15 protein-coding genes and 1 pseudogene are annotated in these 14,866 nt (G+C 66.6%); 4 read left to right on the forward strand and 12 right to left on the reverse strand.

All coding sequences use genetic code 11. The features are described 5' to 3' along the window. A pseudogene (locus WBB07_RS22135) lies at positions 1 to 252 on the reverse strand (ATP-dependent DNA ligase); the annotation flags it as partial. A gap of 40 nt (positions 253 to 292) precedes the next feature. Beyond that, entirely contained in the window at positions 293 to 1,783 is a 1,491-nt protein-coding gene (locus WBB07_RS22140) for a multicopper oxidase family protein (RefSeq protein ID WP_526310665.1), read from the reverse strand. A 202-nt stretch (positions 1,784 to 1,985) separates the two neighbouring features. Between WBB07_RS22140 and WBB07_RS22145 the strand changes: the two genes are divergently transcribed. Together WBB07_RS22145 and WBB07_RS22150 are read left to right on the forward strand one after the other, a co-directional pair. Next, entirely contained in the window at positions 1,986 to 3,155 is a 1,170-nt protein-coding gene (locus WBB07_RS22145) for a sensor histidine kinase (protein WP_526310576.1), read from the forward strand. After that, positions 3,152 to 3,826 (forward strand): response regulator, encoded by a 675-nt coding sequence (locus WBB07_RS22150; protein ID WP_526310578.1) that lies wholly within the window; start codon positions 3,152 to 3,154, stop codon positions 3,824 to 3,826. The genes WBB07_RS22145 and WBB07_RS22150 overlap by 4 nt, the downstream gene beginning before the upstream one ends. Here the strand turns inward: WBB07_RS22150 and WBB07_RS22155 are convergent. Then, a complete protein-coding gene (locus WBB07_RS22155; RefSeq protein WP_526310580.1) occupies positions 3,802 to 5,352 on the reverse strand; it encodes a molybdopterin-dependent oxidoreductase in 1,551 nt (516 codons plus the stop codon). The genes WBB07_RS22150 and WBB07_RS22155 overlap by 25 nt on opposite strands. Before the next feature lie 122 nt (positions 5,353 to 5,474). Between WBB07_RS22155 and poxB the strand changes: the two genes are divergently transcribed. Then, the gene (gene poxB / locus WBB07_RS22160) at positions 5,475 to 7,208 is read left to right on the forward strand and encodes a ubiquinone-dependent pyruvate dehydrogenase (RefSeq protein ID WP_526310582.1); all 1,734 of its coding nucleotides are present in this window, start codon (positions 5,475 to 5,477) and stop codon (positions 7,206 to 7,208) included. Between the two features lie 5 nt (positions 7,209 to 7,213). Beyond that, complete coding sequence (locus tag WBB07_RS22165; RefSeq protein ID WP_526310584.1) at positions 7,214 to 8,065, forward strand: SDR family NAD(P)-dependent oxidoreductase; 852 nt, start codon at positions 7,214 to 7,216, stop codon at positions 8,063 to 8,065. Positions 8,066 to 8,068: 3 nt separating this feature from the next. On the opposite strand, the gene WBB07_RS22170 is transcribed toward WBB07_RS22165, so the two are convergent. Genes WBB07_RS22170 through WBB07_RS22210 form a run of 9 tightly spaced genes read right to left on the reverse strand, consistent with a single transcriptional unit; the run spans position 8,069 to position 14,852 of the window. Beyond that, positions 8,069 to 8,782: a DUF6390 family protein gene (locus WBB07_RS22170; RefSeq protein ID WP_526310586.1), complete on the reverse strand. Its 714-nt coding sequence runs from the start codon at positions 8,780 to 8,782 to the stop codon at positions 8,069 to 8,071. Next, positions 8,779 to 9,042: a HypC/HybG/HupF family hydrogenase formation chaperone gene (locus tag WBB07_RS22175; RefSeq protein ID WP_526310588.1), complete on the reverse strand. Its 264-nt coding sequence runs from the start codon at positions 9,040 to 9,042 to the stop codon at positions 8,779 to 8,781. Before WBB07_RS22175 ends, WBB07_RS22170 begins: the two co-directional genes overlap by 4 nt. Further along, entirely contained in the window at positions 9,042 to 9,536 is a 495-nt protein-coding gene (locus WBB07_RS22180) for a hydrogenase maturation protease (RefSeq protein ID WP_526310590.1), read from the reverse strand. Before WBB07_RS22180 ends, WBB07_RS22175 begins: the two co-directional genes overlap by 1 nt. Beyond that, complete coding sequence (locus WBB07_RS22185; RefSeq protein WP_526310592.1) at positions 9,533 to 9,652, reverse strand: DUF6893 family small protein; 120 nt, start codon at positions 9,650 to 9,652, stop codon at positions 9,533 to 9,535. The genes WBB07_RS22180 and WBB07_RS22185 overlap by 4 nt, the downstream gene beginning before the upstream one ends. Beyond that, complete coding sequence (locus WBB07_RS22190) at positions 9,643 to 10,896, reverse strand: hypothetical protein (protein WP_526310594.1); 1,254 nt, start codon at positions 10,894 to 10,896, stop codon at positions 9,643 to 9,645. Before WBB07_RS22190 ends, WBB07_RS22185 begins: the two co-directional genes overlap by 10 nt. Further along, on the reverse strand, positions 10,893 to 11,534 hold the full coding sequence (locus WBB07_RS22195; RefSeq protein ID WP_526310596.1) for a DUF6084 family protein: 642 nt from the start codon (positions 11,532 to 11,534) through the stop codon (positions 10,893 to 10,895). The genes WBB07_RS22190 and WBB07_RS22195 overlap by 4 nt, the downstream gene beginning before the upstream one ends. After that, entirely contained in the window at positions 11,531 to 12,163 is a 633-nt protein-coding gene (locus WBB07_RS22200; protein WP_526310598.1) for a DUF5947 family protein, read from the reverse strand. The genes WBB07_RS22195 and WBB07_RS22200 overlap by 4 nt, the downstream gene beginning before the upstream one ends. Beyond that, a complete protein-coding gene (locus tag WBB07_RS22205) occupies positions 12,160 to 13,059 on the reverse strand; it encodes a NifU family protein (RefSeq protein WP_526310600.1) in 900 nt (299 codons plus the stop codon). Before WBB07_RS22205 ends, WBB07_RS22200 begins: the two co-directional genes overlap by 4 nt. Further along, positions 13,056 to 14,852 carry a nickel-dependent hydrogenase large subunit gene (locus tag WBB07_RS22210; protein ID WP_526310602.1) on the reverse strand — a complete coding sequence of 599 codons (1,797 nt, stop codon included), beginning with the start codon at positions 14,850 to 14,852 and terminating at the stop codon, positions 13,056 to 13,058. The genes WBB07_RS22205 and WBB07_RS22210 overlap by 4 nt, the downstream gene beginning before the upstream one ends. Positions 14,853 to 14,866: the final 14 nt, after the last annotated feature.

A 14,866-nucleotide genomic window follows, 5' to 3' on the forward strand; every position in this document is an offset into this window, starting at 1 on the left:
GAACCGGGCGTCGACGTCGGTCACCGTCAGCGTGGCTGCCGCCGCCGGCTCCGGCAGCGTTTGCAGCGCCGCCCAGCCCACCCCGATCTGCCGTTGCGGCAAGTCGCCGGACAGCCACGCCACCACGATGGCGGCCGGTGCACCGTCGGCTCCGACCTGGCCCAACAGCGCTGCGATGCGGGCGATCTTGGCCAGCCGCGCCGCCGCCGCCCCGATATCGGCCGAGGCGGTGGCGACGTCGATGAGCAGCACGTCTCCAGGGTGGCACGACCCACCGACACCCGGGTTGGTCTCAGCCGCCGTGTCCGGAATGGCCGCCACCGGCCGGATCCGACATCGGCATCGGCATCACCATCGGAGTCGGCTCCTGGCCGGGGGCCAGGACGAGGAACTGACCCATCATGCCCTGATCTTCGTGACGCAGCAGATGGCAGTGATACATGTAGGGATAGGTCGGATCGGCCTCGCCGGAAAAGCGCATGCTGACGTGGTAGGTGCGTCCGGGTTCGGTGTAGATGGTGTCCTTCCACCCGGACAGGGCAGGCGGTGGCGCCTCGCCGTCGATGCTGACCACCTGGAATCGCACGTCGTGGATGTGGAAGTTGTGCGGCCAGTTGTCGGCATTGCGGATTTCCCAGACCTCGGTGCTGTCAACGGGAATCTCCAGGTCGATGCGGTTCATGTCCATTCGTTGGCCGTTGATCATGTACCACTGCAGTTCGAAGGACCGGCCGGCCGGGGTGGCGGCGTCGACCAGCGGCGGGATGGAGGCGAGGGCGCCGGGCAGCGCCGGTGACGCGGTGAGCGTCGCTTCGGCGCGCAGCGTGAGGATGTCGAAGGTGTCGTCGAACCCGAATGACGCCGGATCGGACAACCCGGCCCGGGGTTCGATGGGCAGGGACCGCAACGTGACCGTCTGAGCCGGCCGCAGCTCGAGCACGATTTCGGCACGCTCGCCCGGACTGAGTTGAATTCTGTTGAGCGAGATGGGTTTTTCCAGCAGGCCGCCGTCGGTCGCGATGAGGTCGAAGGCAGCGTCGTCGGAGCGGGCCAGGTTGAACAGACGGCTCGAGCTGCCGTTGAGAATGCGCAGGCGGATCCGTTCGGTCCGCACCGGAAGGTAGGCGTCGGCGATACCGTTGGTGATGATGGTGTCGCCGAGCAGCCCGTACTTGCTGTCATCGGTTTCGTCGAGGGCGCCCTCGGAGGTGAACCGGCGATCCTGGATGGCGAGCGGAATGTCGTCGACGCCGTAGTGACGGGGCAGGCCGAGAGCGTCGGAGACGTCGTCGTCGACCAGGAAGAACCCGGACAGTCCCCGGTAGACGTGCTTTTCGGTGGCACCGTGCGGATGCGGGTGATACCAGAGGGTGGCGGCGTCCTGATCGACCGTCCACTCCGGTGCCCAGCTGCCACCTGGATCGATGCTCTGGTGGGGGCCGCCGTCGCACCGCGCGGGAACCCGCATGCCATGCCAGTGCACCGTGGTGACCTCGGGCAGGTTGTTGGTGATGTCGAACGCCACGGCCTCCCCGCTGCGGGCCCGCAACGTCGGCCCGAGGATCGAGCCGTTGTACCCCCACGTGGGGGTGTTGACCCCACTGAGTATCTCGGAGGTGCCCGGTTGGGCGCGAAGCGCGAAGCGGCGCACCCCATCGGCGCCCACTCGGCCGGTGTCCAGCGGCGGAATGGGCAGCGGACGGGCCGTTCCGGTCGCCGGATCGGGTTGGTTGCGCAGACATCCCGCGGCGGACAACGCCAGGGGCAGGGCGGCGGCCGCCATGAGTGCACGGCGTCTTGAGATCACGTGGGCTCCTTGTACAAGTGGCTCCGTCCAGCCTCGTCAGCGGCCGAGCCGCGCACCCCATCCCAGAAGCCGCACCCGCCCGTCCGGAACGGCCCTCGAGGGTCTTGTGCAGCCGTCGACTCTGTGCTAGCCCAAAGGTCTCGACCGGCCGGCCGGCGGCGTGGGTACGGTGTTCGGCATGCGCTCGCGGCCAGACCTGTCCACGTTGGCGCGTTTCCTGCCGCTGTTGCTGACGCCGATACTGCTTCTGGCCAGTACGTTCCCGGGCGAGTACCGGGTGCCGGGCAGCTACTGGGCGCTGGCGTTGGCCACCTCTGCGCTGTTGTTGGTCGCAGGTCGTTGGCCGCTGCCGGTGTCGGTGGCGACCTCGGCGCTGGCACTGCCGATGTTCCTGATCCCGGCCTGGGGGCCATCGGGCCTGGTGGCGTTCCTGGGGGCGATCGCCCTCGTGGAAGCGATCGTGCGGGGTGGTCGGGTGGCCACGGTGGTGGCGACGGGATGCTGGGCGATCGCGGTCGTGGTGGGGCACTGGGGCGGTCATGCCGCCACTTTCTGGCAGCCGGCGGTGCTGGTGCAGGCCAGTGCCTATGTGGGTCTGCCGCTGCTGCTCGGTCTGTTCCTGCGTGGGCAGCGGGAGTTGACGGTGAGCCTGCGTCAGCGGGCTGCGGAGGCCCAGACCCGGGCACGCGCCGACGAGCGGGCCGCGCTGGCCCGTGAACTGCACGATCTGGTGGCGCACCACATCGCGTCGATCATGTTGCGGGTCAAGGTCGCCCAGCGCACCGGCATCAGCGATGACCCTCGCGTGGCCGCGGTGTTCGAGGATGTGCACAGCACCGCGGCCAGTGCGCTCGCCGACATCAGAGGATTGTTGTCGGTGCTGCGCGACCCAGACTTCGACGAGGTCGCACTGGTGGAGCCCGCCGCGGTGGTCACGGAGATCCAGGCGGCCGTGGCTCGGTTACGCTCCGCCGGTTTTGAGGTCGACACCCACATCGACACCGACCTCGACGGACTCGATGCGATCGGCCGGTTGACTCTGCTACGCCTGCTGCAGGAGTCGTTGACCAACGTCATGAAGCACGCCGACCGGGCCGCAGGGGTGCACGTCGTCGTCGAGAAGGTGGGGGTGGAGAAGGTCGTCGTGGAGAAAGCGGACTCGGTGGTGAGGTTGCGGGTCCGCAGCGGGGGTCAGCCCAGAACGGGATCGGGCGGATACGGCATCGTCGGTATGCAGGAGCGTGCGCAGCTGGCCGGAGGCACGCTCGCGGCCGGCCCCACCGCTGACGGCTGGCAGGTTGAAGCCGAACTTCCTTGCGTGAAAGCACTTTCGGGAGGTCGGTCATGACAGCGACGGTGTTGTTGGCAGACGATCAGCGATTGATACGGGCCGGCCTTCGAATGCTGCTGGAGTCCACACCGGATCTCACCGTGGTTGCAGAGGCCGCCGACGGCGTCGAAGCGGTGCGACTGGCTGCCGAACATCGGCCCGACCTGGTCTTGATGGACCTGCGGATGCCCGGCATGGACGGCGCCACGGCCACCGCCCAGATCGTGACGGCCCGACCCGCGGCGAAGATCCTGGTACTCACCACTTTCGACGACGACGAACATCTGTTTCCTGCGCTGGCCGCCGGCGCCTGCGGCTACCTGGTCAAAGACATCGAGCCCGATGACCTCCTGATCGCCATTCGCCGCGTCATCGACGGCGACGTGCTGTTGTCTCCCGAGCTGTTGCGCCGGGTGGTCGACCGCGCTGTGTCCACCGCCCCGCCGGCAGTCGGCGCCACCGAGGCGATCGATCTGACACCGCGCGAACACGATGTCCTGGCCCTGGTCAGTGAGGGATACGGCAACCATGAGATCGCCGAGCGTCTCCATCTGGGGGTCACCACCGTGAAGAAACACATCGTCAACCTGATGGCCAAGTCCGGCTGTGACAACCGGGTCAGACTGGCGGTATATGCCGTTCGGGTGCGACCGCCGCAGCCGGATCAGCGCACCGCAAAATCGACCTGATGCCACCCCGTCGCACCGTCGGGTAGCACTCCGGCCAACTCCTCGGTCTGCACATCGCCGAAACCATCGGTGGCCCGCACCGAGATGGTGTAGAGACCTTCGGTGGTGGCCCGCCACGGCAGGCTCCACAACCGCCACGTCTCACCGGAATAGGCGGTGCCCAGCTCAGCGGGCTGCCAGATGCCTGGGCCGCCCGGGCCGTCGATGCGAACCTCGACCGCCCGTACCCCCCGATTCTGCGCCCAGGCCACACCGCCGAAGATGACGTCACCCGGCGGTACCTGCTGTCCACTGCGCGGGACGTCGATCCGCGACTCGGTTTTGATCGGGCCGCGCGGGGCCCAGCCCAGTTTTGTCCAATAGGCCTGCGCCCGGTCGAACCGGGTGAGCTCCAGGTCGACCACCCACTTTGTCGCCGACACATAGCCGTAGAGCCCCGGCACCACCAGGCGGGCCGGATAGCCATGGCGCGCCGGAAGCGGTTCACCGTTCATCGTGATCGCCAGCAGGGCGTCCCGGGAGTCGGTCAGTGCCTCAACCGGCGTGCCCGCGGTGAAACCATCCGATGACGTCGACAGCACCATATCGGCATCGCTGTGGACTCCCGCCCGAGCCAGCAGATCCCGGACCCGGTAGCCGGTCCAGACGGCATTCGAGATCAGGTCACCACCAACGGGATTGGACACACATGTCAGCGTGACCACCTTCTCGACCAGCTCGAACTCGGTGAGATCGTCGAAGTTGAAGGTGACCTCACGATCCACCAAACCGTGAATCCGCAGGTGCCAGTCCCCGCGGGCCAGCTGCGGCACACTCAGCGCGGTGTCGATCCGGTAGAAGTTGTCGTTGTCGGTGACGAAGCTGGGCAGCTCGACACCGGTGGGCTGCACCTGCGCCGGAATCGGGGGAGCGGGCACCCGCGGCCTGGGGACGGTGAATGCCGCGCGGTCCTCGGACACCGAATACACCCGCCGCATGGCGATGGCGCCGATCACACCGGAAAGCACACCGGCGCCGAGTAACCCGAGGGCGACCAGCGACAATCGTCGGCCCGGGTCGGCGTCGGGTGGTTGGCCAGGCCGGCGCTGCCCGTCGGTGATCCGCCCGGAGGTCAGCACTCGCAACACTGCGATACCGCAGGCCGTCCCCAGCAGCGTGGGCAGCACGTCGAAGGTGGTTGCGCCCTCGCGGGACAACACCGCAGCGCACCCGAGGAGCCCGCCGAGCCCGATGATGATGCTGCCGATCGGCCGTCGGGGAGCTTCGGCCACCGCGGAGACGGCCGCCAGGATCACGATCGTGGCCAGTACCGCCGCCGACAGGAAGAGTTTGTCGGACGTTCCGAAGGTCTGGATCGCCCACTCTTTGACCGGCCCCGGTGTGAGGTCGATGACGGCGGACCCGACTGCCGTGCGGGCGTCGGCCGTCGCGCCGAAGGGTACTGCGGCCAGTTGGGTGACGCCGAGGGCGACGGCGGCGGCTGCGATACCGATCACCATCCGCGAGCCGGGCGCGGGAGCAGCCATGCAGCCACGCTACCCGCGCCGCCCGCCGAAAGCGCGCCACCTGGATTTGCTCCCAAACAAGGCCCCGCCGGTGAGTCGTCGTTAGGCTGATCGCGACCGGGACCGAGGTGAGGAGCTCCGTGATGGCCACCGTTGCCGACCATGTCATTTCCACGCTGCACCGCAGCGGACTGCGGCGGGTGTACGGCCTACCGGGGGACAGCCTCAACGGTCTCACCGACGCGATTCGCCGGGTTCCGGATGTCACGTGGGAGCATGTCCGCCACGAGGAGGCCGCCGCCTTCGCCGCCGCTGCCGACGCCGCACTGACGGGTCGGCTGGCGGTCTGCGCCGGCAGTTGCGGGCCGGGCAATCTGCACCTGATCAACGGGCTGTTCGACGCCCAGCGCAGCCGCGTGCCGGTTCTGGCGATCGCGGCACACATCCCGCGCAGTGAGATCGGCTCGGAGTATTTCCAGGAGACCCACCCGCAAGAACTGTTCAAAGAATGCAGTGTCTACTGCGAACTGGTCAGCACTCCGGAGATGTTGCCCCGCATTCTGTCGATGGCGATGCGGGCCGCCGTCGAGGAGAACGGTGTTGCCGTAATCGTCGTCCCCGGTGAGGTGCTCTCCGCCAAGGCCGATCCGTCGCCGTGGAACGCCCCGGTGCTGCCGTCGTCGTCGGTGATGCGGCCCGATGACAACACACTCGCCCGGGCGGCATCGATACTCAACGGCGCCAACAACATCACCATTCTGGCCGGAGCCGGGGTGGCCGGAAGCCACGATGCCGTCGTCGAACTCGCGGCCACCCTGCAGGCCCCGATCGTGCATGCGCTGCGTGGCAAGGAATACATCGAGTACAACAATCCCTACGACGTGGGGATGACGGGCCTGCTCGGGTTCGCCTCTGGCTACAAGGCGATCAAAGAGGCCGACGTCCTGCTGATGTTGGGCACCGACTTTCCCTACCAGCAGTTCTATCCCGAAAATGCCACCGTCATCCAGGTCGATGTCCGCGGGCGCAACATCGGCCGTCGCACTCCCGTCGATCTCGGGTTGGTGGGCACCGTCGCCGATACCGTGGCAGCGCTGCAGACCAGGCTGGAACGCAACGTCGACAGCTCCCATCTGCAACGTTGTGTGAACCACTACCGCAGAACCCGCAAATCGATGGACGCTTTGGCGGTCAATGATCGGGACAAGGCGCCGATCCGTCCGGAATATGTTGCCGCCCAAGCGAGTTTGTTGGCCAGCGAGGATGCGGTGTTCACGGTGGACGTCGGCTCGCCGGTGGTGTGGGCGGCGCGCTACCTGCAGATGAACGGGCGGCGGCGCCTGCTCGGCTCCTTCAATCACGGCACCATGGCCTGTGCGCTGCCGCTGGCCCTCGGCGCCCAGACCGTCGATCGCGGGCGGCAGGTGGTGGCCTTCGCCGGCGACGGTGGGCTGGCGATGCTGTTCGGTGAGCTGATCACGCTGCAGCAGAACCGATTACCGGTCAAACTCGTGGTGTTCAACAACTCGTCGCTCAACTTCGTCGAACTGGAGATGAAAGCCGCCGGGATCGTCAACTACGGTACCGAGCTGCAGAACCCGAACTTTGCCATGGTGGCGCAGGCCATGGGCATGTTCGGTCGCCGGGTGGAGCAACCCGGGGACCTCGACGGAGCGCTGCGTGACGCATTCGCCCACGACGGCCCGGCGGTGGTGGACGTCGTGACAGCGCGCCAGGAACTGTCCATACCGCCGGCGATCACCATCGAGCAGGCCAAGGGATTCTCGCTGTATGCGATCCGGACCATTCTCGCCGGCCGTGCCGACGAACTGCTGGACCTGGTGAGCACCAACGTCGCACGAAGATTGCTGGACTGATTGCAATGGCCGAACCCAAGGTTGCTGTTGTCACCGGAGCCAGTCGGGGAGCGGGCCGCGGCATCGCGGTGGCGCTGGGAGCTGCCGGATGGCAGGTTTACGTCACCGGCAGATCAGATGCCGCCTCAGGGCGTCGCACCACCATCGAAGCGGCGGCCCAGCAGGTGTCCGCCGCCGGCGGCGAAGGTATCCCGGTGCGGGTGGATCACGCCGACGACACATCGGTGGCGCGACTGTTCGACCGGATACGCAGTGACGCCGGCGGACTCGATCTGCTGGTCAACAACGCCGCCGCCGTTCACCCCGAGCTGACCCGTCCGGCGCCGTTCTGGCAGAAACCGCTCGAGCTGGCCGATGTTCTCGATGTCGGGTTGCGGTCGAGCTACGTCGCGGCCTGGCACGCCGCCCCGATGCTGGTGGCGCGGGGACGTGGCCTGATCGTGTTCACCTCGTCACCGGGATCGGTCTGCTATATGCACAGTCCGGCCTATGGGGCCCAAAAGGCGGGTCTGGACAAGCTGGCGGCCGATATGGCCGTCGACTTCCGCGGCACCGGGGTGGCAGCGGTGTCCATCTGGATGGGCATCCTGCTCACCGAGAAGATGCGCAGCGCCTTCGACGGCAATCCCGAGGCGCTGGCCAAAACCGCCGAACATGCCGAAACCCCGGAATTCACCGGGCATCTGGTCAACGCGCTGTATCAGGACCCGGAACTGGCAGAGCTCAGTGGCCAGACCGTCATCGGCGCCGAACTGGCGGCGCGGTACGGCATCACCGACGACGGTGGCCGCCGGCCGCCGTCGCACCGCAACCTGCTCGGGTCGCCCAGAGCGCCGCACACCGCGGTGGTGCGCTGAGCATCACCGTCGAGCGCGCACCCTGTTGACAAGCGCGATCGTCGTCTCGGTGGCAGTGGCCAGGGACTCCAACTGGGGCGCGTCGAGGGTCCCGCACACCCAATCCCAGTGCGCCGACACCGTCTGCCCGACCTCCGGTCGCGGTACCAGCGTTGTGCCGGCCCGGTTCCACCGGACGGTTTCGGGCCGGGCCGGGCCCAGGTACAGGCGCCGGCCGTCGAAAAGCAGCGGAGTCGAGTTGATCACCGCGAGCTCGTCGTCGACCGAGGTGGTCACTCCCCACCGGATCCGGCAGGACTGCAGCACGCGCAGCGGCGTCTCGGGACCCGAATCGAGGAACCGGACCCATGGATAGACCACCATGACGTGAAAACTGTGGTGCGCCAGCACTTCTTCTCCACCATCAAGAAGGTCCAGACAGCCGGTCGGTTGTCGTGCCATTTCCTGGCGCACCCTGCTCAACAGCCGGCCACCGTCGACTCGATCGAGCAATGGCCCGCCCACCCAGTAGCTGCGCACCACCTCGGGGTCCAGTGGACGCAGCTGTGCCGCGGCAGCGATTTCCTCCAGATAGGGCCACGCTCCGGAGAATTCCCTGGCGTGACGATGCACCTGGGAGTGGGTCTCGGCGTGCAGCAGCAGCGACGCGTCGGGGGGACCACAGTATCCCAGCTCGTTGGGGGGAAAGGCGTAACAGGAGAACAGGGTTGGCCTCACGGCGGCTCCGGTGCGTCCGGCCATTCGGCGCCCGATCGCATCAGCTCCAGCCCTGCCAGTGCTTCCCGGGCACCGGCCTCATCGGTCTTCTCCACAACAAAACCCATGTGGATGATCACCCAGTCCCCGGGGGCGAAGGTCTCCTCCGGCAACATGCCCACGTTCACCGTGCGGTGTTGTCCCGCGACGTCGACGAGGGCAAGTTGCCGGTGGTAGCCATCGACCATCTTGACGACCCGGCCCGGGATGCCGAGGCACATCAGCTCTGCTCCGCAGCCGGAGCATCGTCGCGCAACATCGCCACCACCGACGCCACGGCCTCGACCGCCCGGGGAACAGCCGCTTCGACCGGAGGTGACAGCCCGATTCCCTCGGTGAGAACGCCGGCCTGGCAGCCCACCACAACCGTGCGCGGGGGCGTACCGCCGAGGGCGCTCAGTGTTGCCATCATCGCGCCGGGATCCATGCTGTGGACATCGATACCTCCAGTGGCCGAGAGGCTTTCACGATCTGCCTCGAAAACTCGTAGCTCGCCCGGGGTGCCACGATCGGGAAGCGCGTCGACGAGTACCAGAGCGTCACAGCCGTCGAGCAGGTCGTAGGCAAGATGCATCCCGCGGATCCCGTAGTCGATGACCCGCACGCCGTCACCGCCCCGGGGGCGGTCCTGGATACGCCGGATCACCTCGCAGCCGAAGCCGTCGTCGCCGAGAAAGATGTTGCCGATTCCGGCTACCAGGATGCCACCGCTCACATGTGCCGCATCTTCATGTACCGCTTGATATCCGGGATGGACCGCACACCGATCACCACGCCGGTCACCAGCACGCCGACGAAGACGACCGTCGCAATCCGGCCGATCACGTCCATGTCGGGCTCCTTTCTGAAAGAGGTTCGATCTCCTCGGGTGAGAAGTACAGGTAGCGCCCGTACCAGTCGTGCAGATCCGCGGCGGGGTCGTCGTCGAGGACCACCGCCACGTGGATGTCCCCGTCGAGGTCCTCGAGCACCGAAGCGACTCGGGCCGTCTTCCCGGCGACAAACATGTCCTGGGCGTCGGCTCTGCGTGACGGCCGCAGCCGGACCCGGCTACCGGCCGAGACGGTGACGCCGGCCACCCGGACCGACGCCGCCGGCGGATCGATCGACCGCGGGTCCCGACACACACCGTGCAGCCCCAGCATGGCTTCGGCCGAGATCCCGTCGCACCGGTCGATGACCCGGGCGGCCAACGGGTCGGTGGCGCGGGCCTGCGCCTTCTCCTCGTCGGTCATCGCCATCACCCGCAAGGTGAGGATCTCGTCGATCTCGGTGGAATCGAACAGCGCCGTTCGGCTCTGCTGCGCAATCTCGGGATAGTCGTAGAGAATGATCGGCGACACCAGCATCGTGTGGGTGGACCCCTGGGCACCGGCCAGGACGGGAAAACACCGGTGCTGACGACAGCGGTCCACCGTGGCCTGCAAGTGCGGCGGCGGTTCGAGCAACGACACAAAACTACCGGATTCGGTGTGCGCGATGACGTGTGTTCCGATCATGGAACGGGCCATCGAGTCCTCTTTGTTCAGCGCCGGCGGGCCACAGTTGCGCACGGTGATCGTGACGAGATCCGCCGGGCCGACGGATTGGACCTCGACATCGAGGCTGCCGAGCACCTCGCCGCGGTCCCGCACCAGCCGGCCGCCGTCGAGTACTTCGATCTCGGTGTGCGCGGCGGCGGCCACCGGAAGGAAAACCGGAACTCCGAGATCGACCACCGTGAACGACTGTTCGACCTCGACCGCCTCATCCCAGGTCACCCAGGAGCCGCCCGGAGTGTCGAGTCGCTCAACCGGTTCGTGGTGACCACCGGCGGTGACCCGTTCGGTGCTGCGATGTTGAAGCTGAAGAAAACGGACCGTCAACTGGAGGTCTTCGGCCCCACACACCGGGATCTGCGAGGACAACAGATAGTCCTCGCCGAGCCCGGCGTCGGCCGCCCCTGGGGGGCTCAATACCCCGAACTGCCAGCGAGATTGGTTCTTGCTCGCGGTTGCCCGGTACGGATAGAGCAGGTAGCCCTCATACAGCACCGCGTCGGCGACATCGCGTACCTCGTCCGGCTCGCCGGTCATGGCGGGTCTCCTCCCGACTGGTCGAGCAACACGTGAACGGCGGAGTCGAGGTCCAGCAGACCCCGACTCGACCTGAAGGACGCCAGAGCCGACATGGTGTCGTGCCCCAGACGTACCCACCCGCGATCCGGATAGTGGCGAGACATCAGGTCGCGCCACACCTGCACCGGGAGGTCGTAGCGGTCGTCGCGATCCCAGGAAACCTGCTGTACCGCGAACCCACCGGTACCGCTGACAAAAATCGTTCCGCTGAACAGGAACTGCAGCGGAACCGCGTAGTCACGAAGGGCGTGCAGGTATTTCGCCGCCGCCACATCGAAGTCGTAGGTGCATTCCAGCGGAAGGGTCACCTGGGTGGCACCGGTGAACCCCGGCACCATCGTCGAGGTGTGCATCCACAGGAAACTCCGCTGCGTATCCGACCAGCGTTGCCGGGGGCCGAACAGGTCCAGCAGTCCGGCCGCTTCGTCATCGGAGTAGGTGCGACGGGCCGGCTCGATGCGCACCTGTGCGCGCAGCGCGATCGCGTGCACCGGTGCGTCGGTGCTGCTGGACACCCCGATCCGAGCCGCCAGTACCGGGGTGACCGCGTACGGTTCCGGGGCGATGTCGAGCACACCGAACGACACGGTGCTCATCTCGGAACGTCATCGGCACGCCCGGCGATGCGTTCGAAGAAGGCATCCACGAACGTCGCCACTTCGGATCCGCCGTCGAAACCCCGCCAGCGCCGGCGCATTCCGCCGACCAACTCGTAGCAGCGGTCGATCGGAACCAGAAAGCACTGCGTACCCGCCTCGGTCGAGCGGGCCAGCAGCGCCTCGGTGTCATCGTCGATCAGTTCGACCCTGGGATCAGCACCGGCGATATCTGCCCACGCCTCGAGGTCGGTCGCGGATTCGGTGGCACCGCCGGGACCCGGGTAGAACGCCACCAGACGATCCATCGCCGAGTTCCGGAAGAAGAACGCCAGCTTCACCGGGATCTCCAGGGCCGTCCACAGCGCGGTGTCCGCCCCGAAACCGGGAAATGCCAGATACCGCTCCGGCACTGCCCGGTACCGCAGTTCGGCGCCGCTGTCGGTGAACAACAGATAGCAGCCACGGCACACGCACATCAGTTGTCGGCCTTGGATGTTCACCACGTGCTGGTGCGCGTCCGCGAGCTGTTCCGAGCACATCTCGCAGCGTTCGGTCGCCACCGCCGGTAGCTGCCTACCGGTGATGCGGGAGAGCACCGCATACGGACTCGAATCAGCAGCCGTCATACCGAAAACTCCGTCCTCCGGGCCGGCACCGCCAGACACAGCACGCCGTCACGAACCAGCATCGGTACCGGTTCCAGGCTGACATCGGCGCCGTCACATCCCAGCCCGGCATGGACCACATCAAAGGGGGTGCGACAGCGAGGACAGCGCAACACCGGATCCGATGCGCCGAGCCCGCGGTGCAGCACCGCCCCCGCCAGGGTGTCGCCGCAACAGGGACAGTGATCCCGGTAGGCGAGGAAGGTGTCCTCGACCCGGCACGCCAGCACAGCTACGCCGTCGACGTCGAAACCGCCGACCTCTCCGGATGCCAGCGCGGCGATGGTCGGCACCGGATGCCACGCTGTGGTCCCGCGGGACCGTACCGGCTCGAACAGTGAATCCGCGGGGATCGTCGGCAGCACCCCGTCCACAGCCGGCTCTGCGACCAGCTCGATCTCGGTGACCTCCGGTGCTGCCGCGCGGAGGGCATCCTCGACGGCGAGCTGCAACGTCACCGCCGATGACGGGCAGCTCCGGCAGCTGCCGGCGAACCGGAGCCGGACCACACCCTCGTCGGTGACCTCGATCAACTCGATATCGCCGCCGTGGGAACCGAGGTAGGGGCGGACCCTGTCGAGGGCGTCGGCCGCCCGGCGACCGACATCATCTGGATGCAGTCCGTGTACCAGCAGGACACTGGCGACCAGATCGTCGGCGGCGTATCGGGCAATGGTGGTGTCGTCACTGAGTGCGACGATGCGCTGCAGCGCGGCACCGTAAAGGCCCGCGACCTCGGCGACGAGCTGCTCGGCGCGATCCCGTGCCGCGGCGCCGGTCACCGCGGGTGAGCTCACCGCGTCCAGCAGCTGCTGAATCCGCTCACCCGCCCCGCGCCACCGACCGTCGTCGGTCATTCCCCGGTGGCCGTCTGAGTGGGGGAGTGCAGTCGCTGCAACGTCTTCCCGTCACCGAGATACATGTGCACGCCGCACGGCAGACACGGATCGAAACTGCGGACGGTCCGCATGATGTCGATGCCCTTGAAGTTCTCCCGGTTGTTCTCCTCGAAGATCGGGCTGCCCGTCACCGCGTCCTCGTAAGGGCCTGGTGTCCCGTAGCTGTCGCGGGGGTTGGCATTCCACGGTGTCGGCGGATACGGGTGGTAGTTGGCGATCTTGCCGTCGCGGATCACCATGTGGTGGCTGAGCACACCACGGACCGCCTCGGTGAAACCGCAACCGATACCCTCGTCGGGCACCTCGAAGGGCTCCCACGTCTTGGTGCGGCCGGCCCGGATCTCCACCAGGGCCTGCTCGGCGAAGTGCAGCGCCGCCGCGGCCGCATATGCCTGGAAGTAGGTGCGGGCCCGGTTGCGTTCCAGCGTGTTGCTGCCGTATTGCGGTATGTTCCACTCGAATTCGACGGGACCCCGCAACGCGGTCTTCGGCAGATTGATCTGGACGCTGTGACCGGTGGATTTCACGTAGCCGATGTCGACAAGTCCGGCGAGCGCGGTCGACCACAGCCGGGCCAGGGGGCCACCGCCGGTGTCGAGCGCCAGGTGTTCCTTACCGTCGAACCATCGCGGTGACATCACCCAGCTGTACTTGTCGTCCATGTCGCGTTTCTGCGGGCGGGGGTTGGTGTGCTGGTTCCACGGATGACGACGATCCACCGGATTGCCCAGTGGGTCGGTGTTGACGAACATCTCCTGATCGGTCCAGTCGTCGTAATAGGAACTGCCCAAGAGGATTCGGATACCCAGGTTGATGTCCACCAGCGAATGGGTGAGGAGTTTTCCGTCCACCACGATGCCGGGGGTGACAAACATGGCGTCACCCCAGCGGTTCATGTCTCGGTAGGCGAAGTTGCACTCCTCCGGGTTCTGGAAGGATCCCCAGCAGCCGAGCAGAGTGCGGCGCAGCCCCACCTTGTCGTAGCCGGGCAGGGCTTCGTAGAAGAAGTCGAACAAGTCGTCGTGCATCGGCACGACCTTCTTGATGAACTCGATGTAGCGCATCAGCCGGGTCATGTAGTCGGTCATCAGCTGAACAGTGGCCACGGTGCCGATGCCGCCGGGATACAACGTGGAGGGGTGAACGTGCCTGCCCTCCATCAGGCAGAACATCTCCCGGGTGTAGCGACTGACGTGCAGGGCCTCCCGATAGAACTCTCCGGTGAACGGATTGAGTGCCCGCATGATGTCGGCGATGGTGCGGTAGCCATGTGCGTCGGACTGCGGCGCGGTGGTGTTCTCGGCCTTGGCCAGAACACCGGGGTTGGTTTCGGAGACCATCTTCTCGCAGTAGTCCACCCCGACCAGGTTCTCCTGAAAGATGTTGTGGTCGAACATGTATTCGGCGGCCTCGCCGAGATTGACCAGCCACTCGCCCAGGTGTGGGGGTTTGACGCCGTAGGCCATGTTCTGGGTGTAGCAGGAGCAGGTGGCGTGATTGTCGCCGCAGATGCCGCAGATCCGGCTGGTGATGAAGTGGGCGTCGCGGGGGTCTTTGCCTTTCATGAAGATCGAGTAGCCGCGGAAGATCGATGATGTGCTGTGGCACTCGGCTACTTGCTTGTTGTCGAAGTCGATCTTGGTGTAGATACCGAGGCTCCCGACAATGCGTGTGATGGGATCCCACGACATGTCGACGAGTTGTCCTGGCTCGGTGTCTTTCTGGGATGTTTTCGGAGTGATCGTTGTCATGGATCTTCGCATTC

Source organism: Mycobacterium sp. (assembly GCF_049647605.1).
Taxonomy (GTDB): domain Bacteria; phylum Actinomycetota; class Actinomycetes; order Mycobacteriales; family Mycobacteriaceae; genus Mycobacterium.

Coding starts and splice junctions, on each gene's coding strand:
- WBB07_RS22140 (WP_526310665.1), bottom strand. CDS start 1,783: ATGGCGGCCGCCGCCCTGCCCCTGGCGTTGTCCGCCGCGGGATGTCTG.
- WBB07_RS22145 (WP_526310576.1), top strand. CDS start 1,986: ATGCGCTCGCGGCCAGACCTGTCCACGTTGGCGCGTTTCCTGCCGCTG.
- WBB07_RS22150 (WP_526310578.1), top strand. CDS start 3,152: ATGACAGCGACGGTGTTGTTGGCAGACGATCAGCGATTGATACGGGCC.
- WBB07_RS22155 (WP_526310580.1), bottom strand. CDS start 5,352: ATGGCTGCTCCCGCGCCCGGCTCGCGGATGGTGATCGGTATCGCAGCC.
- poxB (WP_526310582.1), top strand. CDS start 5,475: ATGGCCACCGTTGCCGACCATGTCATTTCCACGCTGCACCGCAGCGGA.
- WBB07_RS22165 (WP_526310584.1), top strand. CDS start 7,214: ATGGCCGAACCCAAGGTTGCTGTTGTCACCGGAGCCAGTCGGGGAGCG.
- WBB07_RS22175 (WP_526310588.1), bottom strand. CDS start 9,042: ATGTGCCTCGGCATCCCGGGCCGGGTCGTCAAGATGGTCGATGGCTAC.
- WBB07_RS22185 (WP_526310592.1), bottom strand. CDS start 9,652: ATGGACGTGATCGGCCGGATTGCGACGGTCGTCTTCGTCGGCGTGCTG.
- WBB07_RS22190 (WP_526310594.1), bottom strand. CDS start 10,896: ATGACCGGCGAGCCGGACGAGGTACGCGATGTCGCCGACGCGGTGCTG.
- WBB07_RS22195 (WP_526310596.1), bottom strand. CDS start 11,534: ATGAGCACCGTGTCGTTCGGTGTGCTCGACATCGCCCCGGAACCGTAC.
- WBB07_RS22200 (WP_526310598.1), bottom strand. CDS start 12,163: ATGACGGCTGCTGATTCGAGTCCGTATGCGGTGCTCTCCCGCATCACC.
- WBB07_RS22205 (WP_526310600.1), bottom strand. CDS start 13,059: ATGACCGACGACGGTCGGTGGCGCGGGGCGGGTGAGCGGATTCAGCAG.
- WBB07_RS22210 (WP_526310602.1), bottom strand. CDS start 14,852: ATGACAACGATCACTCCGAAAACATCCCAGAAAGACACCGAGCCAGGA.